General features: G+C 73.0%; 18 protein-coding genes and 1 pseudogene. 7 read left to right on the forward strand and 12 right to left on the reverse strand.

Features of this window, described 5'->3' with window-relative positions:
- Positions 1-205 precede the first annotated feature (205 nt).
- Positions 206-466: pseudogene (locus OTB19_RS43665) on the forward strand (hypothetical protein); the annotation flags it as partial.
- On the opposite strand, the gene OTB19_RS20470 reads toward OTB19_RS43665, so the two are convergent.
- Positions 379-690 carry a hypothetical protein gene (locus OTB19_RS20470; protein WP_267799789.1) on the reverse strand — a complete coding sequence of 104 codons (312 nt, stop codon included), beginning with the start codon at positions 688-690 and terminating at the stop codon, positions 379-381. The pseudogene OTB19_RS43665 and the gene OTB19_RS20470 overlap by 88 nt on opposite strands.
- Before the next feature lie 91 nt (positions 691-781).
- Here OTB19_RS20470 and OTB19_RS20475 point away from each other — a divergent pair, with 91 nt between their 5' ends.
- The gene (locus OTB19_RS20475) at positions 782-1,942 is read left to right on the forward strand and encodes a serine hydrolase domain-containing protein (protein ID WP_267799790.1); all 1,161 of its coding nucleotides are present in this window, start codon (positions 782-784) and stop codon (positions 1,940-1,942) included.
- 63 nt (positions 1,943-2,005) lie between these two features.
- On the opposite strand, the gene OTB19_RS20480 is transcribed toward OTB19_RS20475, so the two are convergent.
- Entirely contained in the window at positions 2,006-3,358 is a 1,353-nt protein-coding gene (locus OTB19_RS20480) for a M64 family metallopeptidase (RefSeq protein WP_267799791.1), read from the reverse strand.
- 132 nt (positions 3,359-3,490) lie between these two features.
- Here OTB19_RS20480 and OTB19_RS20485 point away from each other — a divergent pair, with 132 nt between their 5' ends.
- Positions 3,491-4,840 carry a helix-turn-helix domain-containing protein gene (locus OTB19_RS20485; RefSeq protein ID WP_267799851.1) on the forward strand — a complete coding sequence of 450 codons (1,350 nt, stop codon included), beginning with the start codon at positions 3,491-3,493 and terminating at the stop codon, positions 4,838-4,840.
- Between the two features lie 10 nt (positions 4,841-4,850).
- Here the strand turns inward: OTB19_RS20485 and OTB19_RS20490 are convergent, their stop codons facing one another.
- A complete protein-coding gene (locus OTB19_RS20490) occupies positions 4,851-5,384 on the reverse strand; it encodes a putative immunity protein (RefSeq protein ID WP_267799792.1) in 534 nt (177 codons plus the stop codon).
- Between the two features lie 172 nt (positions 5,385-5,556).
- Entirely contained in the window at positions 5,557-8,748 is a 3,192-nt protein-coding gene (locus tag OTB19_RS20495) for a TIM-barrel domain-containing protein (RefSeq protein WP_267799793.1), read from the reverse strand.
- A gap of 188 nt (positions 8,749-8,936) precedes the next feature.
- Here OTB19_RS20495 and ligA point away from each other — a divergent pair, with 188 nt between their 5' ends.
- Positions 8,937-10,982 carry an NAD-dependent DNA ligase LigA gene (gene ligA / locus OTB19_RS20500; protein WP_267799794.1) on the forward strand — a complete coding sequence of 682 codons (2,046 nt, stop codon included), beginning with the start codon at positions 8,937-8,939 and terminating at the stop codon, positions 10,980-10,982.
- Here ligA and OTB19_RS20505 read toward each other — a convergent pair.
- From OTB19_RS20505 to OTB19_RS20515, 3 genes are all read right to left on the reverse strand, one after another.
- Positions 10,972-11,202, reverse strand: a complete 231-nt coding sequence (locus OTB19_RS20505; protein ID WP_267799795.1) for a hypothetical protein — start codon at positions 11,200-11,202, stop codon at positions 10,972-10,974. The two genes, ligA and OTB19_RS20505, sit on opposite strands and share 11 nt — an antisense overlap.
- A 142-nt stretch (positions 11,203-11,344) precedes the next feature.
- The gene (locus OTB19_RS20510) at positions 11,345-12,019 is read right to left on the reverse strand and encodes a response regulator (protein ID WP_267799796.1); all 675 of its coding nucleotides are present in this window, start codon (positions 12,017-12,019) and stop codon (positions 11,345-11,347) included.
- A 7-nt stretch (positions 12,020-12,026) separates the two neighbouring features.
- Positions 12,027-13,241, reverse strand: a complete 1,215-nt coding sequence (locus OTB19_RS20515) for a sensor histidine kinase (RefSeq protein ID WP_267799797.1) — start codon at positions 13,239-13,241, stop codon at positions 12,027-12,029.
- A 271-nt stretch (positions 13,242-13,512) separates the two neighbouring features.
- On the opposite strand from OTB19_RS20515, the gene OTB19_RS20520 reads away from it, so the two are divergent.
- Positions 13,513-15,738, forward strand: a complete 2,226-nt coding sequence (locus OTB19_RS20520; RefSeq protein ID WP_267799798.1) for an MMPL family transporter — start codon at positions 13,513-13,515, stop codon at positions 15,736-15,738.
- An 18-nt stretch (positions 15,739-15,756) separates the two neighbouring features.
- Here the strand turns inward: OTB19_RS20520 and OTB19_RS20525 are convergent, their stop codons facing one another.
- Entirely contained in the window at positions 15,757-17,553 is a 1,797-nt protein-coding gene (locus OTB19_RS20525; protein WP_267799799.1) for an ABC transporter permease/substrate binding protein, read from the reverse strand.
- Positions 17,553-18,614: a betaine/proline/choline family ABC transporter ATP-binding protein gene (locus OTB19_RS20530; protein WP_324290532.1), complete on the reverse strand. Its 1,062-nt coding sequence runs from the start codon at positions 18,612-18,614 to the stop codon at positions 17,553-17,555. Before OTB19_RS20530 ends, OTB19_RS20525 begins: the two co-directional genes overlap by 1 nt.
- Before the next feature lie 265 nt (positions 18,615-18,879).
- Between OTB19_RS20530 and OTB19_RS20535 the strand changes: the two genes are divergently transcribed.
- Positions 18,880-19,488, forward strand: a complete 609-nt coding sequence (locus OTB19_RS20535; protein ID WP_420716874.1) for a VanZ family protein — start codon at positions 18,880-18,882, stop codon at positions 19,486-19,488.
- Between the two features lie 59 nt (positions 19,489-19,547).
- Here the strand turns inward: OTB19_RS20535 and OTB19_RS20540 are convergent, their stop codons facing one another.
- The gene (locus OTB19_RS20540; protein ID WP_267799800.1) at positions 19,548-20,477 is read right to left on the reverse strand and encodes a SigB/SigF/SigG family RNA polymerase sigma factor; all 930 of its coding nucleotides are present in this window, start codon (positions 20,475-20,477) and stop codon (positions 19,548-19,550) included.
- A gap of 200 nt (positions 20,478-20,677) precedes the next feature.
- Between OTB19_RS20540 and OTB19_RS20545 the strand changes: the two genes are divergently transcribed.
- Positions 20,678-21,040 carry a helix-turn-helix transcriptional regulator gene (locus OTB19_RS20545; RefSeq protein WP_420716875.1) on the forward strand — a complete coding sequence of 121 codons (363 nt, stop codon included), beginning with the start codon at positions 20,678-20,680 and terminating at the stop codon, positions 21,038-21,040.
- A gap of 118 nt (positions 21,041-21,158) precedes the next feature.
- On the opposite strand, the gene OTB19_RS20550 is transcribed toward OTB19_RS20545, so the two are convergent.
- Positions 21,159-22,592: a cellulose binding domain-containing protein gene (locus tag OTB19_RS20550; RefSeq protein WP_267799802.1), complete on the reverse strand. Its 1,434-nt coding sequence runs from the start codon at positions 22,590-22,592 to the stop codon at positions 21,159-21,161.
- A complete protein-coding gene (locus tag OTB19_RS20555) occupies positions 22,544-24,115 on the reverse strand; it encodes a beta-N-acetylhexosaminidase (RefSeq protein ID WP_267799803.1) in 1,572 nt (523 codons plus the stop codon). The genes OTB19_RS20550 and OTB19_RS20555 overlap by 49 nt, the downstream gene beginning before the upstream one ends.
- Positions 24,116-24,171: the final 56 nt, after the last annotated feature.

Here is a 24,171-nt window from a genome sequence, read left to right on the forward strand (position 1 = left end):
AGCTCGACAGCTACATCATCAACCGCAACGAGAACGCCAAGCCCTTCCGCTGGACCTACAAGGGCACCCCACTCAAGGAAGCAGCCTGACCAACACCCCTCCACGAACTTTCGCGGTGCAGCACTAGGCCCTGTCGTCTCTTTCGGATCTTGCCGGGGCCGCCGGGCGCCGTGCCCTCCCGGGCCCTCCCGGCCGCGGTCCGTTCGTGTTCTTCAGGAGGGGGACTCGTCGTGCCGGCTGCCCGCTTCCGCGCCACCCGTCCCTCGGCGGTCCTCGCGTCGACCGCGGCGGCGCTGCTGACCGGAGCGCTCCGAACTCCGCCGGGTTCCCGGCGCCGCCGGACCTGCCGTTCGGCGCCGCGCACGGCTTCGACCTGCCCTACCTGTTCACGGCCGCCGCCCTGGATCCGGCCCAACGGGCCGTGGCCGACCGGATGGTCGACCACTGGGCGCGGTTCGCCCGCACGGGCACGCCGAACGGGTCGGGAGCCGCCGGGTGGCCGTGGTTCGGGGCCGCCGGGTCGGTGTTGGCCTTGGCACCGGGACCGGGCGGGGTCCGCCCGGTGGACGTGGCGGGCGAGCACCACTGCGCGCTCTGGGACGCGGCCGCCGCGCGGAATCCGCGGGTGCGCCGGCGACGGCGGGTGCCGCGGATCCGACGCGTGCGGCGGCGCATCCGGTGGCGTCGCACCGATGAATCGGCCTCGTCCCGGGAGTCTGAAGGGGGACGGGCCGCCCATTCGGCGGACCGCGTGCGAGCGACATGTGGGAGCGGTGGAGTCATGACCGGTCTGAGGGACATCCTGGAACCCCCGGTGAGCAGCGGTTCCCTGCCCGGGGCGGTGGCCTTGGTGGCCCGCGGCGACCGGGTGGAGGTGGCGGCCGTCGGGGCCGCCTTGGCGGGCGGGAACACCCCGATGGCCAGGGACTCGATCTTCCGCGTGGCCTCGTTGACCAAGCCGGTGACGGCCGCCGCGGTGATGCTGCTGATCGAGGACGGGCGGCTCGGGCTCGCGGCGCCGGTCCGGGAGTGGCTGCCGGAGCTGTCCGCGCCCGTGGTCGTCCGGACGCCGTCGAGCCCGGTGGACGACGTGGTGCCGGCCGCCCGGCCGATCACGGTGGAGGACCTGCTCACCTTCCGGGCCGGGTACGGGTTCCCGTCGGACTTCACGCTGCCCGCCCTCGCGCCGCTCTTCGGCGAACTGCGGCAGGGGCCGCCGCAGCCTCAACTGGTCGCCGAGCCGGACGCCTGGATGAAGGCCCTGTCCCGGATCCCGCTGCTGCACCAGCCGGGCGAGGCCTGGCTCTACAACACCTGCTCGGACATCCTGGGCGTGCTGATCGCCCGGGCCTCGGGGTGTCCGCTGCCGGAGTTCCTGGCCGAGCGGATCTTCGCGCCGCTGGGCATGACCGACACCGGTTTCGCGGTACCCCCGGCGGACCTCGGGCGGTTCACCGGGTACTACCGGGCGGACCCCGGGGCGGGCGGGCTCACCCCGGTGGACGCGCCCGACGGGCAGTGGAGCCGGATGCCGGCCTTCCCGTCGGGTGCCGGCGGGTTGGTCTCCACCGCGGACGACCTGTACGCCTTCGGCCGGATGCTGCTCGCGAACGGCGCGGCCCCCGACGGGAGCCGCCTGCTGTCCGCCGCGTCGGTGCGGGAGATGACCGCGGATCGGCTGACCCCCGAACAGCGCGCGGCCGGCGCGCTGTTCCTGGAGGGCCAGGGCTGGGGGTTCGGTGGCTCGGTCGATGTGGCCCCGGTCGATCCGTGGAACGTGCCGGGCCGCTACGGCTGGGTGGGCGGCACCGGGACCGCCGCGCACGTCGTGCCCGCGACCGGTACCGTGTCCGTGCTGCTGACCCAGCTCGAACTGACCGGCCCCACCCCGCCCCCGCTGATGCGCGCGTTCTGGACGTACGCGAACGGGGACCGGGGCTGAGCGACGCCCCCTCGTGTCCTTCGAGAGGCCGGTGCGGGACGGGGACGGGCCGGCGGGTTCCGATCAGCGGCGGACGTGCCAGTCGACCGTGGTGCGCAGTGTGCGGCCGATCTTCGGGTCGCGGACCGAAGGGGTGCGGTCCTCGACCCTGACGGACAGGGTCCGGGTCCGGGTGCCGAGGAGGAACAGGTCCGAGACGCGGACCTCCGTCCGGCCGGCGAACCGCGTCAGCTCCCGGCCGTCCAGGTACCAACGCACCACGAGTTGCCGTCCGTCCGGCGTCGCCAGCCGGGGCACCGCCGCCCTCGCCCTGTCGCGCGACCGGAGCGTGCGGTCGGTGGGGGTGAGCGGGGTGACGGTGTTCGCGTGGCGGTGGAAGCCGGCGATCATCGCCTCGACGCCGGGGAGGTTGAAGGGTTTGTCCAGGACCCGCATGAGCGAGTTGTCGGTGGGCCGGTTCAGCCCGGTGACGTAGTAGCCGCCGCCCTCGTACGCGCCGACCTTGCCGCCGTCGGGAGACTCCGCGCCGAGCCATCGGTACCACTTGGCCCGGGTGCGGGCCATCCGGTCGGCGGTCAGCGTGGAGGTGTTGGACTCCGCGGGCTCGGGGCCGGTGTACTTCTCATAGTCCGGGGAGCCCGGGTAGAAGTACTCGTCGGCGAGCTTGCCGAGGGAGTGCCCGGTCTCGTGGATGGCGACCTGACCGGACTTGGCGTTCCCGGCCGAGGCGGTGGAGATGCCCTCGTAGCCGAGGGTGGGGCTGGGTTCGTTGTAGCCGGCCCCGCCGTACTTGGAGCTGTTGGCGAGGACGAGGACCAGGTCGGCGGCGGGCGCCTTCGCGACGTAGGAGTCCACCTTGGGCTGGTCGACGCAGAGCAGCCGTTCGATGTCCTCGCACCAGAAGTAGGACCCGAGCGCGGTGTCGCGGACGGCGGCCGGTTCGGGGTCGCCCGACACCCCGGACTCGCGGGACACGGCGTCGACGGTCCACACGTTGAACAGGGAGCGGTACGTCGCGTACGGCTCGACGGCCGCGATCTCGTCCCATTTGCGGCGGGCGTCCTCGTGGAACCGGTCGAGTTCGGCGGTGGTGTAGCCGTCGCCGACGACGACCACGTCGAGACGGTCGGCCGTGGGGCCGTTGTCGACGAGGGCGGTGACCTCGCCGTCGGCCTCCCGCTCGGCCGCGGAGAGCCTGGGCGCGGCCTTCGCACGCCCGGCGACCGGTACCCGTACCTGGCCCGACCCGGCGATCCGGCCCTCTTCCGGGCCGGGTATCTCGATCTCCACGCCGGCGCCGGCGGCCGCGGACACCGCGGCGGGTGTCGGTGCGGCGGCGGCGCCGGCGGGTACCGCGGCGAACAGCACCGCGGTCGCCCCGGCCGCGGCGACGACCAACCGGACGGTTGAGTTCAAGGAGTCCCCCTCGAAGTTCAGTACGTTGATAATCAGACTTAACTAGTTGCTTAACCTAGGGCCGCGCGAAGGACATGTGCAATGGACTACTCCGACCGGATGTCGGAGAGTTCACGTGAACAGGGGGAAGACATGGACGAACAGGCCTTGATCGGCAGCCGGGTTCACCGGCTGCGGACCGAACGCGGTTTGACTCAGAAGCAGTTGGCGGAGCCGGCGTACACCCCCGCCTACATCTCCACCCTGGAGTCGGGCCGGGTCCGCCCCTCCGAGGCCGCGCTGCGCTTCCTCGCGGAACGGCTCGGCACCTCCTACGAGGAACTGGCGACGGGCCGTCCGCCGCACCTGGCCACGGAACTGCGGCTGGCCCTGACCGACGCCCAGCGGGCGCTGGCCACGGGCGCGGCGGACGAGGCGGCCGTCCACTACCGGCGGCTGCTCACCGACGCGGAGCTGCTGGACCTCACGCCGGAGCGGGCCGAGGCCCTGCTCGGTCTCGGCGACTGCGCCCTGGAATCCGGTGAACTGGCCTCCGCGACCGCCCATTTCGAGGCGGCCGAGCGACTCCTCGCGGACGAACCGCTGCCCCGCCGGGCCCGGCCGATCCGCGGCCGGGCCGTCGCGCACCTGCTGGCCGGTGAACTGCGGTACGCGTGCTACCTCCTGGAATCGACGATCGACGAGCTGAACGCCGGCGGGCTGGGCGACCCCGAGGCACTGGTGTTGCTGTACGCGGCGGTGATCGGCCCGTACATCGACATGGGGGCCCACGCCCGGGCCGCCCGGGCCGCCGAACTCGCCCTGGCCCTGGCGCCGCACGTACAGGACCCGGCCTTGGTCGCCGGCATGCACCGACAGGTCGCCCGCACCTTCCTCGCCGAGGGACGGGTCGTCGACGCCGACGCGTCACTGGCCAAGGCCCAGTCGGTCTACCGGCAGCTGCGGCTGCGCACCGACCTGGCGCACTGCCACTGGATGCGCGGCTACGTCCAGGCCCAGAACGGCGAACTGGCGGCCGCCGAGGTCGAGTTGCGCACCGCCAGGGACATGCTCTCGGCCAAGCGCGCCGTCCTGTACACCGCCCAGGTCGAGGTCGAGCTGGCCGATGTGCTGCGCCGGCTCGGCCGCCACGACGAGGCCGCCGGCCTGCTCTCGGCGGTGCTGGAGCTGGGCGACAGCCACGGCGCGGTCCACGCGGGCGGCGCCCACCGGCTGCTCGGGCTCATCGCGGAGGAGCGCGGGGAGGTCGAGTCCGCGGAGGAGCACTACGTGCAGGCGCTGGCCCTGTTGGAACGCAGCGGGGCGACCGGGGACCTGGCCGACCTCTGCCGGCTGCTGGGCGACCTGTTGCGCCGTACGGGCCGGATCGAGGCCGCGCTCGACGCGTACCGGACGGGCCTGGGCCACCGCGCCTCCCCGGGCACCACCACCCTGGGGCCCGCGCCGACGGGCCTGACCGCCACGTGGCCGCGCGCACGGTAGGCGCCCGCCCTCAGGCGCGCAGGACCGTGTCGAGATCGCGGATGTGCTCTCCCACGCGCCCCCCTCCGGAAGGTGCGGCGGGCAGCCGGGCGAGTACCGCGCCGACGGCCGGCGGTGCGTGGTGACGTGCCCATTCGAGGGTTCCCCCGGGCACCGGGCCGTCTTCCCCGGTCGCCAGTTCCTCCGCCCGCGCCGCGTGGGCCGCCGCGCCGAGGATGTGCTTCACCTGGTGGGCGCTCGCCTTCGGATGGAGGAACGCGGCGGCCGCCGCGTGGCTCGCCGCTCGCGCCGCGTCCGCCGCCGCGGGTGAACCGGCTTCGCCCGCCGCCTTGTAGGCCGCCCACGCGCTCTGTCGCAGAGCGGTCGTGCGCCGGCCGCCCGCGGCGAACTCGTCCGCCGCGTCGATGGCCTCGCGGGGGCGCGGGTCCGCGGAAGGGTCCTCTTCGAAGAGCGGCAGCGCCCTGCGGGCACACGCCGCCGCGTAGCCCGTGATCGCACGGAGTTCGTCTTCGCCCAGTTCGATCGTGTCCGACTCGGTTGGCATGCGCCAATCATGCCGCAGGTCCCGATTCGCCTCCCGCGTCAGGGGCTTCGGGCGGCCGCCCGCCCGGTGCGGCTCCGGGCGACCTGCTCGGCGAGCCGGCCCGCCGCGGCATCTCCACGCCGGCGTGAGGTCCGCGCCTCCCCCGGTCGTTCCGGGGAGGCGCGGACGCGGGTCAGGGGGTGAGGGTCCAGCGCTGGGCGGGGGCGCCGGTGCAGGCGGCGCGGGTGAGCGGGGCGCCGTCGGCGGTCGCCGCTCCGGCCGGGGCGAGGCATTGACCGGCGGTACGGAGACTGCCGTCGGGGCCGGGTCGCCAGGTCTGGGCGGCGGCCCCGTCGCACGCCCGCACGGTGACGCGATCGGCGTTCGTCGCGTCGAGGCAGACGCCCCCGAGGCCGATGAGGCGGCCGTCGGGCTGGAGGGTCCAACGCTGGTTGGGGCCGCCGTGGCAGGTGTACAGGGTCGGCCGGGTGCCCGGTGTGGTGGCGCTGTGCGGCAGGTCGAGACAGCTCGCGGAGGCCGCGTTGACGAGGGTCGCGTTGCCCGGGAGCGGCGACGCGCGCCCGGTGAGGGTGAGTTCGGCGACGCTGGTCCAGGGGCCCCGTCCGCCCGCCTCGCCGAGGGCCCTCACCCTCACATAGCGGCCGGTGGCGTTGGGCAGGGGGATCGACGTGGCGGCCGGGGTGTCGGGGAGGGTGCCGGTGGCGACCGGGGAGCCCCAGTCGGTGGGGCTGTCGGACACGTACACCTCGTAGCGGCCGATCCGGCCGTTGACCCCGCCGTCCTGCCGGGGCAGGTGGCCGAGGGAGTCCAGGGCGTGGCGGGCGCCGAGGTCGATGCGGATCTCGTGCGGGAGCGCCGCCGGGGTGCCGGTGGACCAGGCGGTGTGCCAGATCGTCGCCGGGTCGCCGTCGAAGGCGTTGCGGGCGGCGCCGTTCTCGGCCGCGGTCTCCTGGCTGTCGGCGGAGAGCAGGCTCCAGTTCGTCGAGGGGACGGGGGTGGAGCCGGCGGGGACGGGGTCGGCCGGCGGGATGCCGGCGCCGGTGGCCGCGACGGTGAAGGCGCCGGACGTGGTGCCGGTCTTGACCCACAGGACGCCGGCCCGGTCGGCCGGATCGAAGAACCAGCCGGTGGCGGCGGAGTCGTAGGCGTTCTTGGTGGTGAGCCGGGTCAGGGCGGAGCCGTTCACGGTGAGGGCGGTGGGGGCGGAGGACACGTGCAGGGTGAGTTCGTATCCGCGCGAGGCGGGCTTGCCGGCGTAGTCGCCGGTGGGGGCGCCGACCTTGACCGTGATGTCGCCGACGCCGGTGGTCGGCGCGGTGACGTCCACCCGCTGGCGGGCGAAGGCCCCGGACTGGTGGGCGCGGGTGCGGCCGTCGTCCTCGTACAGCTCGAAGGAGGAGGCGCCGCGCGGGTGGATGTCGTAGGTGAGGGTGGAGACGGGCTTCTCGCCCGTGTGGTTCATCTGCGGCCACATCGGCACGATGGCGCCGCCCTTGACGAACAACGGGAGGGTGTCGAGCGGGGCCCGGTAGCCGTCGAGCCGGCCGGGGCCCGCGTAGGTCTTGCCGGTCCAGTAGTCGGTCCAGGTGCCGGCGGGCAGGTGGATGCCGTCGCGGACGGCGGTGTCGGAGACGACGGGGGCCACGAGGAAGGAGTCGCCGGCCATGAACTGTCCGCTGGTCTGGTTGCCCCGGGCCACCGGGTCGTCGGGGTACTCCAGGACCATGGCGCGGGTGCTGGGGACGCCGCTCTCGTGGGCGACGCGGCTCATCGTGTACAGGTAGGGCATCAGCCGCATCTTGAGCTGGAGGTACTTCCGGTTGATGGACAGGTAGGGCTCGGCGAACCGCCAGGGCTGCTTGTCCTGGTAGCCGGCCTGGGGGTTGGTGGCGCCCCACCCGGACATGGTCATGAAGGCGGGGGTGAAGGCCTTCCACTGGAGGTCGCGGACGTAGGTCCGGGGGCTGCCGCCGAAGATGCCGTCGACGTCCCCGGAGGCGTAGTTGAGGCCGGACAGACCCGCTCCGGTGATCGCGGGGACGTGCCAGCGCATGTCGTCCCAGGTGCCGTTGGTGTCCCCGGTCCAGACGACGGCGTTGCGCTGGGTGCCCGCCCAGCCGTCGACGGTCCAGACGTACCGGCGGGCGTCGGAGTTCTTCTCGATGCCGTCCACGGCCTGTTGCACACCGTCGAAGGCGTACTTGTAGCCGCGGCCGATCCAGGCCACGTCGGTCTTCACGCCCCGGCTGCCGGCCGCGGCGACCTCGTCGGCGATGGAACCGAGACCGGTGGAGGTCCACAGGCCCGTCTGGAACCCCTTGGCCTTGAGGGCGTCCACGGTGGACTTCAGGGGCGCGGTGTAGCCACAGCCGTACCCGTCGTTGGGCAGGAACCAGCCCGAGGGCATGTCGGCGGCGCGGGCGTCGCCGGCGTACCCGACCACGTCGGGGGTGGTCTGGTGGCGGAGGCGGCCGTGGTCGCCCTGGTAGTCGGGGTTGGAGGCGTTGAAGCAGTCGGCATTGCCGAGTTCGAAGCCCCACATCGGCGCCAGGAAGGGCTTCCCGCTGACGTCGGTGTACGCGTCGAGGACGCCCTTGAGGGAGTCCCCCGCGAAGTACCACGCGTCGAAGCGGTTCTCGTCGTGGGTGAGGGTGGTGGGTTCGTTGAAGCCGTAGGACCCCGGGGCCCATGTGTTGCGCATGACGCCGTAGTTGTTGGTGGACATGTAGAAGGGGGCGGGGCTGGCGTTGGTGTTCTCGCGCCACTTGTTGTCGACGGCGACGGGTACGGTCTTGCCGCGCAGCGCCCACTCCCCCAGCCGCAGGCCCGTTCCGTAGAACTGTTCGTCGGCTGCGCGGGTCAGGTACTGGGTGGTGCGGCCGCCGGACCAGGAGGTCGGCCGGCTCTCCTCCCAGAGCAGCGTGGAGTCGTCGGCCCGCAGGACGGAGAACCGCAGGGGCGCCTTGTGGACCCGGATGGAGAGCGCTCCGGTGGTGATCCGGTAGTACGTGCCGGCGTCCGAGGAGGCGGAGTCGACGGGGCCGAAGTCGGTGGTGGGCGCGAGGTCCGAACCGGCCGGGTCGTCGGTGAAGGTCCCGTCGGGGGCGAGCCAGAGCCGGAAGACGTCGGCGCGGGCGACGACCACGCGCGCCTTGGCCCCGCTGGTCGTCGTCACGGTGTAGGTGTTCCCCGACCGGCTGATGCCGGTGACGTCGCCCGCAGTGTCGGCGGCCGCCGAGGGCGCCGCGGCGGCGGGGCGGGCCATCGGCCCGGCCGCGGCCAGTCCCGCGACGGCGAGGGCGGCGGCGAGCAGTGCCGCCGCGCACCGTCGCCGAGGATTCCTGCTGAAGCGTGTCAGTGTCATGGGCAGCTCCTCGTGCGGTCCGGGTCTCGGACACACCGGCTTGGCATGCTCTCGGCAACATAGCGGCGGATCGACGCCTTCTGAAGGAAGTTGCTCGAAGTCGGCTGATATCAAGCAACTTTGAGCACGCGCCAGAGGCGTGGCGGCGAAGACCGGCCATTGTCAGACCCTCGGGTCACCATCGGGACATGACGATCACCGCCCCTTCCGCCCTGGCCACACGTGACGAGTACGCCGACGCCATCGGCACGGCCATCAGGGCCTCCGCCGCCTACTACGGCTCGGGCGATTCGCCCCTCGACGACGCCTCCTTCGACCTCCTGGTCTCCCTGATCCAGGCGTACGAGGCCACGTACCCGGATCACGTGGATCCCGCCTCCCCCGCGGGGAAGGTGGCCGGCGGCGCCGTGCCGGCCGGAGAGGTGGCCCACACGGAACCGATGCTCTCCCTGGCCAACGCCTTCGGCCCGCAGGACCTCCTGGACTGGGAGGCTTCGCTGGCGCGCCGGCTGGGCGGGCCCGTCACGGGCGGCTACGTGGTCGAGCCGAAGCTGGACGGCGCGTCACTGGCCGCGCGCTACCACGAGGGAAGACTGACGCGGCTGGTCACCCGGGGCAACGGGAGCAGCGGCGAGGACGTCTCGCACGCGATGGGGACCATCGTGGGCCTGCCCCGCGAGCTGACCACGAACGCCTCCTTCGAGGTCCGCGGCGAGGTCCTGCTGACCACCGCCCAGTTCGAGCGGGCCAACGAGACACGCGCCGCCCACGGGGCGGCGCCGTTCTCCAATCCGCGCAACGGCGCGGCCGGCACGCTGCGGGCCAAGGGGCGCCCGTACACCGTGGAGATGACCTTCTGGGCCTTCGGCGCGGTCGCCCTCGACGACACCGGTGCACTGCCCCTCGGCCGGCACTCCGAGGTGATGGCGTACGTGGCCGGGACGGGTGTGCGGACGGCGGCGGCCACCGAGGCGGGGATGACGGTGGTCGACACGATCGCCGAGGTCCAGGAGCAGGTGGAGCGGATCTCCGCGCTCCGCGCCGCGCTGCCCTTCGGCATCGACGGGGTGGTCGTCAAGCTGGACTCGGCGGTCGAGCAGGCGGCGGCCGGGACGGGTTCGCGCCATCCGCACTGGGCGACCGCCTACAAACTGGCGGCCGTCGAGCGGCGCACCCGCCTGTTGGAGGTCACCTGGGCGGTCGGCCGGACGGGCGTGTTGGCGCCGACCGCCGTCCTGGAGCCGGTGGAGATCGACGGCTCGGTGGTGCGGCACGCGACCCTGCACAACCCCGCCGACATCCTCCGGCGCGGGCTGCGACTGGGCGACACCGTCACCGTCCACAAGGCGGGCGACATCATCCCGCGCATCGAGGCCCCGGTGGTCGAGCTGCGCACCGGCGCGGAGCGGGAGATGGAACTGCCCGCGGTGTGCCCCGGCTGCCAGGGGGAGATCGATCGGTCGCAGGAGCGCTGGCGCTGCGCGCAGCCCGCCGACTGCGGGCGGATCGCCGCCGTCCTGTACGCGGCGGGGCGCGACCAGTTGGACATGGACGGGCTGGGTCAGACGTACGTGCGGGCGCTGGTGGACTCCGGGCGGGTCCGCGACGTCGCGGACCTGTTCACGCTCGACCACGCAGCGCTCGCGGAGGCGGCCGGCAGCGAGCGGCGGGCCGTGAAGCTGCTGGAGCAGATCGAGGCGGCGAAGGGCAGACCGCTGTCCCGGGTGTTCTGCGCCCTCGGGGTGGTCGGCACCGGGCGGGGCATGTCCCGGCGGATCGCCCGTCACTTCGTGACGATGGACGCGATCCGGGCCGCCGACACGCGGGCGATGACCGCCGTGGAGCTGGTGGGTGAGGCCAAGGCGGCCGTGATCGTGGCCCAGGTCGCGGCGCTGGGTCCGGTCATCGACAAGCTGGCGGCCGCCGGCGTCAACCTCACCGAGCCGATCGCGCCGGTGGTGCCCGGGGCCGAGGAGGGGCCGTTGACCGGTCAGTGCGTGGTGGTCACGGGGAAGATGACCGGCGCCCTCGCCGCGTACGACACCCGCGACAAGGTCCGCGAACTGATCGAGCGGGCGGGCGGCAAGTCCGCGAGCGGCATCTCCGGGAAGACCACCCTGCTGGTGGCGGGCGAGAAGGCGGGCGGCAAGGTCGCCAAGGCCGAGGCGGCCGGGATCGAGATCCTGGGCGAGGAGGCGTTCGCCGAGCGGATGGCCTCCTTCCTCACTCCCTGAACGGGACCGGCGGGGTCACGACCAGCAGGGGCGGCGCCGGGGACGAGTGGCGGTGGCCGCAGGGTTCGAAGACCAGCACGACGGGCTCGCCGGGGCGCTGATGCCAGGAGATCCGTTCCGGCGTCCCGGTGCAGACCGGACAGGCGGGCAACGGGCCCGGTCGGCTCGGACACTCGGGCTCGGCCACGAGCGTCGGCGGATTCGAGTGCGGGTCACGCATGGAGGCTCCCTGGTCCGGCGATTGTGCTGCTGGCACTGTGCCATGCGCGACGCTTCGTACGCATGGACGAATCATCCAGTGTTCCGGCTGGTCAGAGGTAGGGTCGCCAGGTCGATTCCGGGCCTCTGCGGGCACTTGGTGATCAAGTGATCCTCCGTTCGGCCTCGACCAGGCCCCGTTCGTACGCCGCGATCACCGCCTGCGCGCGGTCGCGTACGCCCAACTTGCCGAAGATGCCCGTGATGTGGTTCTTGACCGTCGAGACGCTGATGTCCAGGTCCCGGGCGATCTCGGCGTTGTCGAGGCCCCGGGCCAACAGCCGCCAGATCTCCAGTTCGCGCGGGGTGAGTCCGTCCGGCAGCGCCGTGGTGTCGGCGGGCCTCGAACGGGGGTCGGGAGCCCGTACGTAGGTGGAGATCAGGCGGGTCAGCAGGCGAGGCGCCACGACCGCCTCGCCGGTGTGGACGGTACGGACCGCCGCGATCAGCTCCTCGGGAGAGACGTCCTTGGGCAGGAACCCGTGCGCGCCGGCCCGTAGTGCGGCGACCACGTACTCGTCCATGTCGAAGGTGCTGAGGGCCAGCACGCGGGAATCGGGGCACACCCGGGCCAGTTCCGCGGTGGCCCGCACCCCGTCGAGGACGGGCATGCGGATGTCCATGACCACGACGTCCGGCCGCAATCGCCCGGCGAGGTCCACGGCCTCGGCGCCGTCCCCGGCCTCGCCCACGACCTCGACGTCCGGGTCGGGGGACAGGATCAGCGCCAGCCCCCGCCGCACCAGCGGCTGGTCGTCGGCGATCAGCACACGGATCATCGCTGTGTCACTCTCCCTCTCCCCCGGCCGCACCCGATGCCACCGGCATGCGGGCCGCCACCCGGAAGCCGCCGCCGTCGATCGGAGCGGCCTCCAGCGTGCCGCCCTGCAGGGCGACTCGTTCACGCATTCCCATCAGACCGTACCCGGCGCCGGGCTCCGACGGTGAGGGGAGCGGGTGGGGCGGCGGCACGCCCGCCCCGTCGTCGCTGACCTCCACCGTGATCTCGTCCGGGCCGTACGTCAGGCGTACGTCGGCCCGCGCGGGTCCCGCGTGCTTGCGGGCGTTGGTCAGGGCCTCCTGCACGATCCGGAAGACCGTCAGGCCGACCGTCGGCGGCAGGGGCCGGGCCCGGCCGTGGACGGTGAACCGGGTCTCCATCCCGGCCAGTCGGGACTCGGTGATGATCCGGCCCAGGTCCCCGGCCCCTGGTTGCGGGGCGGGCGGGGTGGGTTCGGGTTCCTCCCCGGCCCGCAGCACGTCGAGCAGTTGGCGCATCTCGCGCAGCGCCATCCGCCCCGATCCCTCCAGGGTGACCAGGGCGTCGCGGGCGGCCTCCGGGTCGTGGGCGAGGTTGGCGCGGGCCCCGCCGGCCATCAGCTGCATGGTGGTGATGTGGTGGGCCACGATGTCGTGCAGTTCGCGGGCGATGCGGCGGCGTTCCTCGGCCACGGCGCGGTCGGCGAGCAGTCTGCGGTTCACCGCGACCTCGCGCTGCCGACGGCGGACCGCGACTCCCGCGGCGACGACGATGCCCGCCGCGACGAGGTTGCCGAACACGCCCCAGCCCGCGTCGACCCACCGCCCGTTGCGGCCGATGAGCGGGATCGGCATGACGGCCAGGGCGCCGGCCGTGACCGCGGCGGGGCCGCGCGTCACGGCGACCGAGTACAGGGCGACGGCGAGGTTGGCCGTGAACCCCGGGGAGAGGGGGCTGACCAGGTTGAAAACCGCGGCGAGGACGAGCGCCGCCACGAACACGGCCACCGGGTGTCGGCGCCGGGCCGGCAGGGCCAGCGAGGCGAGCACCAACAGGCCGAACGCGGGGACGCTGAGGGCCAGTCCGGCGTCCATGGTCCCGATCGAGTACCCGGTCAGGTCCACCGCGCCGGATCCGATGGCCACGAGGGCGTCGTTGCGGGTCCAGGTGAATCCCTCGGCGAGGGCCCGGGCCCTCGGGCCGCCCGGGGCGTGCGGGTCGCCCCCTCGACGCGTGCGCATGCCGCCGGTCCCCCCTCGTCGCCGACCGCACCGGTCCGTACCGCCGCGCCCCGGGTCACGTACGTGATCCATTCTCCCATCGGGGCGACCGCGAACGCCCGGGCCCCGGGGTGGATCCCGCACCCGGGACCCGGGTCCTGGTCCGGGCCCTCCCCCGGACCCGGGTCCCGGGTGCGGGCTCATCCCGCGCACCGACGTTTCGGGGGCCGTCCGGTGATGGGCTGGCGGCAGCCGGGAGTTCCCGGCTTCGAATCCCGTTACGGAGGACCACGTGATCCGCGCCCTGACCGGCTACGCCACCCGAAGTCCGTGGAAGGTGATCGCGCTGTGGGCGGTGCTGGGCATCGCCCTGGCCCTGTTGGGCCAGGCGCTCGTCTTCCGCGCCACCCAGGCCTCGTCGGGCGCCTTCCTGCCGGCCGACTACGACTCGGCCGCCGCCTTGCGGGTCGCCGAGCGGCACTTCGGGGCCCGGCCCGACGCCAACCCCTCGACCGTGCTCGTGGCCCGCGCCGACGGGGAACCGCTGACCGCCGCCGACGAGCGGCACGTCGACGCCGAGGCCGCGAAGCTCGCCCGGCGCCCCGTCGTGATGCCCCGGCCCGAGGACGCGCTGCCGTTCGCCCGGGACCACTCCCAACGGCCCGTGGTCGAACCGGTCGTGACGGCGCCGGACCGGGGATTCCGGTTGCTGTCCGTGGAGCTGACCGGCAACCCCACGGATCCCGGGATGCAGAACCTGTACCGCGCCTTCCGGGAACAGGCGCGGGCCGCGTTCGCGGAGGCCGGGCTGCGGACCGGGTTCACGGGTGGACTGGCCGACACCGTGGACTCCGCGGACGCCGGCAAGACCCGGTCGACCGTCGTGGGCATCGTGATGCTCGTGGTGATCCTGCTGCTGCACGTCCTCGTCTTCCGCAGCTTCCTGGCGGCGCTGCTCCCGCTGCTCGCGGTGAGCGTGATCGGGGGCGCGGCGGCGGGCGCCGTGGTCGGCTCGGCCCTGTTGGCGGGCATCGACCTCGACCCGTCGACACCCCAGCTGATCAACGTGGTGCTGGTGGGCATCGGCATCGACTATTTCCTCTTCCTGCTGTTCCGCTTCCGCGAGCAGTTGCGCGACCGGCCGGAGCAGTCCGGTCGGGCCGCGGCGGCGGCGGTGGCGGGCCGGGTGGGGACGGCGATCACCTCGGCGGCACTGACCATCGTGGCGGCGTTCTCCACGCTCGGGGTGGCCACGTTCGGTCAGTTCCGGGTCCTGGGCCCGGCGATCGCCGTGGCCGTGCTGGTGATGCTGGTCGGCAGCCTGACCCTGATGCCGGCGATCCTCGCCGTCGCCGGGCGCAGGATGTTCTGGCCCTCGCGCGGGCTGAAGGACCGGCCCCGCGAGGGTGTGGCAGCGCGGATGGGTGACCGGGTGGCCCGACGGCCGCTGACGGTGGTGGTCGCCTCGGTGGCCCTGTTGGGGGCGCTGGCGGCGGGGCTGGTGGGGATGCGGATGGACTACGGGCAGAGCGGCGGGGACGGGGAGCGCACGGCCGCGGCGGCCACGGCGGCGGAGATCGCCGGCGCGTTGCCGGCCGGGGTGTCCGACCCCACCGGCGTGTTCGTCACGGCCACCGACGGGGGCACGTTGACCGCGGAGCGGCTCGGTGGGCTCGCCGAGGCGCTCATGGCGGTCGACGGGGTGGGTCAGGTGGCGCCGACCGTGCTGAGCGAGGACCGGACGGCGGCTCGGATCGATGTGTTCCCGACCGCCGATCCGCGCCGGCAGGAGGCGCGCGACCTGGTCTCGGGGCCGGTCCGGGACGCGGTGGCCGCGCATCGACCGGCCGGTACCGAGGTGCATGTGGGCGGGACCGCGGCGGTGTTCGCGGACATCTCGAAAGCCGTGGACAAGGACCTGAGGGTGGTCTTCCCGGTGGCGGCGGCCCTGATCACGCTGATCCTGCTGGTGCTGCTGCGGAGCCTGCTCGCGCCGGCCGTCCTGATGATCTCCGTGGGCCTGGGCTTCGCCGCCACCCTGGGTGCCTCGGCGTTGGTGTTCCAACACGCGCTGGGCCGGTCCGGGGTGGACTTCACGCTGCCGCTGGTGCTGTTCCTGTTCGTGGTCGCGCTGGGCACCGACTACAACATCCTGATCGGCGACCGGATCCGCGAGGAGATGGAGCGGCCGGGCCCGGCCCGCGCGGCGGTGGCCCGGGCGGTGCGGCACACGGCTCCGGCGATCGCGACGGCGGGCCTGGTGCTGGCCGCCTCGTTCGGCAGCCTGGCCGTCGGTCCCGGGTCGGCGACGCAGCAGATCGGTTTCGCGACGGCGCTCGGGATCCTGCTCTCGGCGTTCGTCCTGTCGATCGCGCTGGTCCCGGCGCTGGCGGCGCTGCTGGGGTGGAGCATCTGGTGGCCGCTGCCGCCGCGCCGGGCGGCGGGCCCGGCCGAACCCGCGCCGGCGCCGGCCGAGCGGGGGTCCGGGTCGACCGAACCGCGGGTCCGGGTCGGCTGAACCGGCGCCTCGCGGTGCTCAGGCGAGTTTGTCGATCTCCGGGTGATCGGCCAGCCAGGTGCGGACCGCCTGCTGTTCCTTGCCCTTGCCGGCCTCCTGGATCTTGGCTTCCAGGCCGGTCAGCTGCTCCTCGGTCAGCTTGAAGGAGCGCAGCCACTTGGCGACCTCGGGCTCGTCCGAGCCGAAGTCCTTGCGGGCCAGCGTGTGGATGCCGTCGCCCTTGCCCCAGGCCCCCTTGGGGTCCTCCAGCTTGGTCAGCTGGTAGGAGGAGTAGGCCCAGTGCGGGGACCACAGGACGACCGCGACGGGCTCCTTCTTCTCGTAGGCCCGCTTCAGCTCGGCGAGCATGCCCGGGGTGGAGCCGTCGACGACCTTGTACTCGCCGTCGAGGCCGTACTCCCCGAGCACCTTGTCCTTGAGGATCGACATCTCGCCGGCGCTGGGCTCGATGCCGATGATCCGGCCCTTGAACTGTCCGGACTTGCCCTTGAGGTCGGCGAGCGAGCGCACGTCCTTCATGTACGAGGGCACGGCCAGTTCCAGCGAGGTCGGACCGTACCAGGAGCCCAGGTCCTCCAGCTTCTTCCCGTACTTCTCCCAGTACTTCGCGTGGGTGACGGGCAGCCAGGAGTCGGTCTGGAAGTCGATCTGTCCACCGGCCAGGCCGGTGTAGAGCGCGCCGGCCTCCAGCTGGCGGGCGTCGACCTCGAAGCCGCGCCGCTCCAGCAGTTCCTTCCAGAGGAAGGTGGAGGCGATGCCCTCGTCCCACGGGATGTAGCCGAGGTTGATCTTGCGGCCCTTGCCGACGTTCTCGGCGCCGCTCGCCGTGGTCTTCGGCTGGTCCGAGCCGCCGAAGGCGCCGAGGCCACCCGCGACGAGGGCGAGGATCACGGCTCCGGTGACCGCGTACGCGGGCTGGGGCCGGTGGTTCCACAGCTTGGCGGCGCCGCGCGCGGCGGCCTGGGTCTTGGCCAGGGCGCGCCGGCCGAGCGGGGAGACCTGGCGGCCGAGGGCCCCGGTCATCCGGTCCAGGTACATGGCGAGGATGACGATGGAGATGCCGGCCTCGAAGCCGAGGCCGATGTCGACGTTGCCGATGGCGCGGTAGACGGCTCCGCCGAGTCCGCCGCCGCCGACCATGCCGGCGATGACGACCATGGACAGGCCCAGCATGATGACCTGGTTGATGCCGGCCATGATGGTGGGCAGCGCCAGCGGGAGCTGGACCCGTACGAGGGTGTCGCGCGGGGTGGTGCCGAAGGCGTCGGCCGCCTCGACCAGTTCGCCGTCGACCTGCCGGATGCCGAGTTCGGTCATCCTGACGCCGGGCGGCAGCGAGAAGATGATCGTGGCGATGATGCCGGGCACGACGCCCACGCCGAAGAAGATGATGCCGGGAATCAGGTAGACCATGGCCGGCATGGTCTGCATGAAGTCCAGGACGGGCCGCAGGACCGAGCTGACCCGGTCGGAGCGGGAGGCCCAGATGCCCAGCGGGACCGCGAAGAACAACGTGACCAGGGTGGCGACCAGCACGAGGGAGAGCGTGGACATCGCCTCGGACCACAGGCCGACGGAGTCGACGAGTGCGAAGCCCGCGAAGGCCAGGAGCGCGGCGAGCAGGCCGCGCAGCCACCAGGCGGCGACGGCGAGGATGCCGGCGAACAGCAGGGGCGCGGGGGCGTTCAGGACGGCGTCGATGCCGTCGTAGAGACCGGTGACCACCGTGCTGATGGCGTCGAACAGCCAGGACAGGTGGCGCTGGAGGAAGTCGACACCGCTGTCGACCCAGGCGCCGAGGTGCAGGCGGGGCATCAGGCTGCCACCTCCGCGCAGTGCATCGGGGGCCGTTGTTCGTCGCCTATGAAGGCGATGAGGCGGCCCTGCGGCACGGAGCCGACCACGGCGCCCTCCTTGTCGGTGACGGCGACCGGGTGCGGAACCCGGGCGCTGACGGCGCACAGTTCGGCGAGCGGGGTGTCGGTGCCGACCGTCGGACAGGCGCAGGCGTCGGCGTCCGGGAGCGGGACGTCCATGACGGCGTCCGCCGTCAGGACGCGGGAACGGTCGACGTCCTGGATGAAGGAGGCCACGTAGTCGTCGGCCGGCCGCATCAGGATGTCCTCGGCGGTGCCCAGCTGGACGATCCGGCCGTCGCGCATGACCGCGATGCCGTCGCCGAGGCGCATCGCCTCGTTGAGGTCGTGGGTGATGAAGACGATGGTCTTCTTCAGGCGACGCTGGAGTTCGAGCAGCTGGTCCTGCATGTCACGGCGGATCAGCGGGTCGAGGGCGCTGAAGGACTCGTCCATCAGCAGCAGGTCGGCGTCGGTGGCGAGGGCACGGGCGAGGCCCACGCGCTGCTGCATGCCGCCGGACAGCTCGTCGGGCCAGGAGTTCTCCCAGCCGCCGAGCCCGCACAGCTCCAGCGCCTCCGCGGCGCGCCGTTCGCGCTCGGCCCGGGGGACGCCCTGGACCTCCAGTCCGTACGCGGCGTTCGCCAGGACGTCGCGGTGCGGGAACAGCGCGAAGTGCTGGAACACCATGCTGATCTTGGTGGAGCGGACCCGGCGCAGCTCGCGCGGGGTGAGCGCGGTGAGGTCCTCGCCGTCGAAGAGGATGCGTCCCGAGGTGGGTTCCAGCAGTCCGTTGAGCATGCGCAGCAGCGTGGACTTGCCAGATCCGGACAGCCCCATGACGACGAAGATCTGCCCGGGTTCGACGCTGAAGGAGGCGTCGATCACGGCGGCCGTCGTTCCGTCGGCGCGCAGTTCGTCGCGGTCGGCGCCGCGTTCGAGGGCGCGAACGGCGTCGGCGGCGCCATCGGGGTGTCTGCCGAACACCTTGTAGACGTGCTCGGCCTGGAGCGTGGACACATACACCTCGCGGGTCGTGACGGGTACGGCGCGCCGATGGGGCCGGCGGCCGTGGAGCGATGCGGGATCCGCCCGCCCTCGCGCGCGCCGCGTCGGCGGCAAGCGGAAGGTTCCGTTCCAGGAGCCCTGGTGCCCTCCCTCAACCACCGCAAACGCAAAGGTGATCCAGCTCACGCGCATCGTCGGTCCACCGGCTCCGCGAGGCGCTCGACGAACAGTCGGGGTTACCACGGGTCGGGCCGCGACGGCTGGGCATACGGTGCCCATGAATCCGATACGGCACAGGAACCCGGTACCCGGGACGGGAGCGCACCCGGCGCTGCGAGCGCTCGCGATGGCGGCCGCGCTGGGGGCGACGGTGGCTTTCAGCGTGGTGCTCGCCCGACTGACGCTGGAGCCTTCCCCGGCCTCGGAGGCGTTGACGTACAGCAACGTCCACCCGGGGCAGTCGATCCGTGCCTACGTCAATCACGGCACGGCCCGCGAGGCCGCGCGTCAGATCGGCGGGAACCTGCTGTTGGGCGTGCCGTTCGGGGTGCTGCTGCCGGTGCTGGTGCCGCAGATCCGCGGTCTCGCGCGGGTCGTGCTGTGCACGACGGTCGTGATGACCCTGGTCGAACTCGTCCAGGGGGCCCTGGTCACGGGGCGGGCCTTCGACGTCGACGACGTGATCCTGAACACGACGGGCGCCCTGCTCGGCTACCTGCTGCTGGGGCGGCGGCTCGGGCGGGCCGTGCATCCGCGGCGCACGCACTGGTGGCACCGCTTCACCCGGCGGCAGCCCGAGGTCGAGGTCGTGAAGCCGCGGTCCGCACGCTGGTGGCACCGCTTCACCCGGCGGCACCCCGAGACCGAGGGGGGTGCCGCCGGGTGAGGCGGCCCTGGCCGCGCGAGGCGGGCCGGGCCGGGGGTTCGGGCGTGCCGGGCCGAAGGTCAGGCGGCGTGCGCGGCCGATCCCTCGGTGTGGTCCGCGTCGGCCAGCATGGAGGCGCGCAGGTGGGCCAGGAGGCGGGTCAGCAGACGCGACACCTGCATCTGGGAGATGCCGAGCGCGGCGCCGATCTGGGCCTGGGTCAGCTCCTCGCCGAAGCGCATCTGGAGCATCCTGCGCTCGCGGTCCGTGAGCTGTTCGAGGAGCGGGGCCAGGGACTGGATGTCCTCGACGAGTTCCATGGCCGGCTCGTCCTCGCCCATGACGTCGGCGAGGGTGTGGCCCTCGGTCGGGCCGTCGCTGTGCTCGGTGTGCGGGGCGTCGAGCGAGCCGGAGGTGTGACCGTTGGCGGCCACCAGGCCCTCGACGACCTCGTCGGCGCTGAGGTCGAGGTGCTCGGCGAGATCGGCGACGGTCGGGGAGCGGTCCAGGCGGACGGTCAGCTCCTCCTTGGCCTTCGCGATGTCGATGCGCAGCTCCTGGAGCCGGCGCGGCACGTGGACGGCCCAGCTGGTGTCACGGAAGTGCCGCTTGATCTCGCCGGTGATGTACGGCATGGCGAGGGTGGAGAACTCGTTCTCGCGGCTCGGGTCGAACCGGTCGATGGCCTTGATCAGGCCGATCGTGCCGACCTGGACGATGTCCTCCATGTCGCCGCCCTCGCCGCGGGTGCGGAAGCGACGGACGGCGTACTGGACGAGTGAGGCGTTCATCTCGATCAGCGTGTTGCGGACGTACTGGTACTCCGGGGTGCCCTCGGACAGCTCGCGGAGCCGCTTGAAGAAGACCCGCGACAGTTCGCGGGCGTCCGCGGGGGCCATCTCCCGGGGGTCTTCGATCCGCGGCAGACCTGCGGCGGTGCTCCGGCGGGGCCGGGGGACGGCGGCGGTGGCGGTGTCGTCGATCTGGGAGGACGGGGCAGGGACCGGCATGGGGGTTCGCTCCTTGGGCTGGTCGGCTTGCGGCGCGTGACCTTGACTGCCGTAGATGCTGGACCTCTTCGGCTCATACGTCAAGAATTACAGGAAATCGCTTTCACGTATTGCATCACCTGAATCAGGTAACGCATCATGAGCATATGGGGACCGCGTCTCAGCGACACAATTGGACTTTCCTCACGAATCACGCCCGCGTGCTCGTGACGATCGCGCGAGACCCTGCCGTACGCCTGCGCGATGTGGCCGCCACCTGCGGACTCACCGAGCGCACCGTGCAGACGATCGTCACCGACCTGGAGGCCGACGGATACCTCCAGCGCGTGCGTGACGGACGTCGCAATCGGTACGAGATCTCCGTGGGCGCCGTCTTCCGGCACCCTGCGGAGGCGGGCGTGCAGGTGGCCGGGCTCCTCGCGCTGCTCACCGGCGCCCCCGCCGCCCCGGACCCGCGCGCGACGGGGCACGAGACCGCTCGCGCCACCGCGGACGGCGACGCCCCGCCGGCCGGCGCGTCCTCCCCGGAGCGGCTCCCCTCGGAACATTCGCGCCCCCGGTGACGACCGCCCGCTCCGGGATTCGGGTCACCGGATCGGGGTGGGATGTGTCACACGGGCACGCGCTCGCACCCGTCTCGCGACGCGGCGGCGCCCCGGAGGGCACCGCCGCGCCCACGCGTCAGCCGTTCGGAACGGTGTCCTGGTAGGTGGTGCCGGCCGCCCGGAAGGCGTTGATCCTGGCCGTCACCTGGGCCGGGCTCAGCACCTGGTCCTTGACGTGCAGGACGTAGTCCACCTTCTGGTCGTAGGCGCGCGGCGCGGTTCCGGGCTGCCCGTTCAGGTCGATCAGCCACTGGTTGAAGTTGATCGACATGGGCCGCTCGGGCAGGTAGCGGGCGTCGTGCGTGCCGAACTCCCGACCGTCGACGTAGTACACGATCTTCCGGTCGTCGATGGTGAGCACCAGGTCGTGCCAGCCCGCGTGGCTCACACGGGACTCCGTGTGCTGGTTGACGGCCTCCCACGGGTCGGGGCGGTAGGTCTCCCAGGACGTGGTGTAGAGGATGTTCGCGGGCTCGCCCCAGCCGCCGTTGGGCAGGTACTCGAAGTCGTACTCCGCGTAGTCGTCGGCCATCGGGGCCTTGAGGTCGTTGATGGTGAAGAAGGTCTGGACGAGGTGGTCGCCGTCCGGCCCGTACCGGGGTACGTCGGCGAACCTGACCCGCGCCGCGTACGTGCCGTTCCTGAACTTGGTCGCCTTGGTGAGGACCTCGGTCTGCCGGGTGCTCTCGCCCGTGCCGGCCGTCGAGGTCTCCAGGTTCATCAGGGAGTTGCCGCCCTCGACCCCGAAGGTGACGTTCTCGGGTGCCCAGGCGGCGCCCGGAACGCCGGGACCTCCGGAGTTGGAGCGCACGTTCCAGCCGTGCGCCGAGATCGCCGGGTCGGTGTGGGAGGTGTAGGCGAAGTCGTCGAAGAGGGTGGCGCCGGCGGGCCCCGGGTCGGTCGGGTCCGGTGTGGGGGTCGGGGAGGGCTGTGGGTCCGGGGTGTTGCCGCCCGGCGCGGTGCCCCAGACGGTGCCGGCGCCGACCCGGGCGGTGACCTTGTCCCAGTCCCCGTAGGTCGTGCGGCCGGCGCCGAAGGAGTAGTCGTCGGCCTGGTTCAGGGGCTGCCAGTCGGCGCGGTGGAAGCGCAGCTGCATGTCCCCGGTGTCGGCGCCCGGGGCGAGGGATCCGGCCCCTGCGGTGAAGGTGATCTCCAGGTAGCGGTCGGCGCCGGCGGTGGGGGTCGCCAGGGTGCCGAAGGTGCCGGTGATGTTCGCGCATCCCTTGACCGCCCATGAACAGGCGTACCGGTACTCGGTGTTCGGGCCGTCGGACCTGAAGTAGTAGCGCAGGGTGACCTGGTTGAGGGGGACCGTCTCGGAGCCGTTGTTGACCACCTTGAACCAGGGCTCGACCTGGTCGGCGGTGGCCCCGCTCGCGCTCGTGCGGTACTCGACCTTGACCGAGCCGGCCGCGGCGTTCGCGGGCAGCGCGGTCAGGGCCGCCGCGCAGAGGCCTGAGGTCAGTGCGAGGGCGAGGGCAACGGCCGTACGCCGCTTCGTGGTTCGCATGATGCGTTCCTCTCGGGGTGGGGGGATCGGCCGCGTACGCCGAGGGCGTCGAGGCGGGTCTGGTGCCGGTCGAGCCGGCGCCGGAAGTCCGGCCAGTCGTGGTGTCCGGACCAGGCCCGGTCGGCCAGGGCGCACAGGCGCGGGAAGGCCAGGTATTCGAGCCGGTCGGGGGTGCGCGCGTACTCGGTCCACAGTTGCGCCTGGGTGCCCAGGACGCGGTGCGCGGCCTCGGGTTCCCAGTGGGCTGGGGCCGGGTCGTTCTCGTACACGTCGCGCAGGGTGACCACCCCGTCCTGGCCGGCCGGTTCGGCGGGGTCCGCGGACTGGGGGTGGTCGAGGTAGGTGGAGCGGAACGGGGTCATGATCACGTCGTGGCCGCGCAGCGCGGCGGCCCTGCCGTGCTCCGGGTCGAGCCAGGCCATGACGGTGAAGGGGGGCGGGAGGTCGGTGCCGTCGCCGGTCCAGCCGAGGGGGCGTCGGCCGAGGGAGCGCAGGTGCGCGGAGACGGCGCGCATGAACCAGCCGTGCAGGGCGGCCGGCCCGGCGAGCCCTTCGGCCGCGACGCGGGCCCGGGCCGCGGCCGAGCGCTCCCATTCGACGCTCGGGCATTCGTCGCCGCCGAGGTGGACGTGGGGCCCGGGGAAGATCTCGACGACCTCGTCGAGGACGGTCCGGCAGAAGTCGAGCACCTCGTCGTGGACTCCCAGGACGTTCTCGCAGACGCCCCAGCGCGTCCAGGGTGCGAGCCGTGTGCCGGGCCGGTTGCCCAGGTGCGGGTAGGCGGCGAGGGCGGCCCGGGCGTGGCCGGGCATCTCGATCTCGGGGACGATCGTCACCCCGCGCCGGGCGGCGTGGTCGACCAGGGCGGTGAGTTCCGCGCGCTCGTACGCGCCTTCGTGCGGGATGCCGTCCCCCGCGCTCTCCTCGCGCCGCCCGCCGACGGCGGTGAGTCGGGGACGGGCCGCCACCGGCAGTCGCCAGCCCTGGTCGTCGGTGAGGTGGAGGTGCAGGACGTTCAGTTTGTGCAGGGCGAGCAGGTCCACGAAGCGGCGTACGTACGACACGGGCTGGAAGTGACGGGCCACGTCGAGCATGGCCCCGCGCCAGCCGAACCGGGGCCGGTCGGTGATCCGGACGCAGGGCAGCGGCCAGTCGGTGCGCCGTCGGGCCGCCTCGGCGAGGGCCTCGGGGGGCAGCAGTTGCCGCAGGGTCTGCACTCCCCGCAGCAGGCCGTCGGGGCGGGCGGCGCTCAGCAGGACGCCGTCGGCGGAGACGGTGAGCCGGTAGCCCTCGTCACCGTCGTCGGCGCTCGGGTCGAGGCGCAGGGCGAGGCGCCCGTCGGAGCGCGGGGCGAGCGGGAGTCCGGTGGCGGGGGCGAGCAGTGCGCGCAGCAGGTCGGCGGCGCCCTCGGCGCCCGGGTCGGCGCGCAGGCCGGTGTGCCGGTCGAGGACGAAGCGGCCGGGCAGCGGGACGACGGAGTGGGGGCGGGGGACGAGCGCGAGAGCGGTGTGGTGGTCGGGCACGGGGCGGGAGTCCTCACCTGATCGCCGTCGGAACTCGCCCTGAGGACAGGAGAGTT

The organism is Streptomyces sp. H27-H5, from assembly GCF_026627505.1.
In the GTDB taxonomy this organism is placed as follows: Bacteria; Actinomycetota; Actinomycetes; order Streptomycetales; family Streptomycetaceae; genus Streptomyces.

Excerpts from the sequence above, each read along its gene's own strand:
- OTB19_RS20515 (WP_267799797.1), bottom strand. The coding sequence starts at position 13,241 with ATGCGCACGCGTCGAGGGGGCGACCCGCACGCCCCGGGCGGCCCGAGG.
- OTB19_RS20495 (WP_267799793.1), bottom strand. The coding sequence starts at position 8,748 with ATGACACTGACACGCTTCAGCAGGAATCCTCGGCGACGGTGCGCGGCG.
- OTB19_RS20485 (WP_267799851.1), top strand. The coding sequence starts at position 3,491 with ATGGACGAACAGGCCTTGATCGGCAGCCGGGTTCACCGGCTGCGGACC.
- OTB19_RS20490 (WP_267799792.1), bottom strand. The coding sequence starts at position 5,384 with ATGCCAACCGAGTCGGACACGATCGAACTGGGCGAAGACGAACTCCGT.
- OTB19_RS20535 (WP_420716874.1), top strand. The coding sequence starts at position 18,880 with ATGAATCCGATACGGCACAGGAACCCGGTACCCGGGACGGGAGCGCAC.
- OTB19_RS20510 (WP_267799796.1), bottom strand. The coding sequence starts at position 12,019 with ATGATCCGTGTGCTGATCGCCGACGACCAGCCGCTGGTGCGGCGGGGG.
- OTB19_RS20525 (WP_267799799.1), bottom strand. The coding sequence starts at position 17,553 with ATGCCCCGCCTGCACCTCGGCGCCTGGGTCGACAGCGGTGTCGACTTC.
- ligA (WP_267799794.1), top strand. The coding sequence starts at position 8,937 with ATGACGATCACCGCCCCTTCCGCCCTGGCCACACGTGACGAGTACGCC.
- OTB19_RS20550 (WP_267799802.1), bottom strand. The coding sequence starts at position 22,592 with ATGCGAACCACGAAGCGGCGTACGGCCGTTGCCCTCGCCCTCGCACTG.
- OTB19_RS20475 (WP_267799790.1), top strand. The coding sequence starts at position 782 with ATGACCGGTCTGAGGGACATCCTGGAACCCCCGGTGAGCAGCGGTTCC.
- OTB19_RS20540 (WP_267799800.1), bottom strand. The coding sequence starts at position 20,477 with ATGCCGGTCCCTGCCCCGTCCTCCCAGATCGACGACACCGCCACCGCC.
- OTB19_RS20505 (WP_267799795.1), bottom strand. The coding sequence starts at position 11,202 with ATGCGTGACCCGCACTCGAATCCGCCGACGCTCGTGGCCGAGCCCGAG.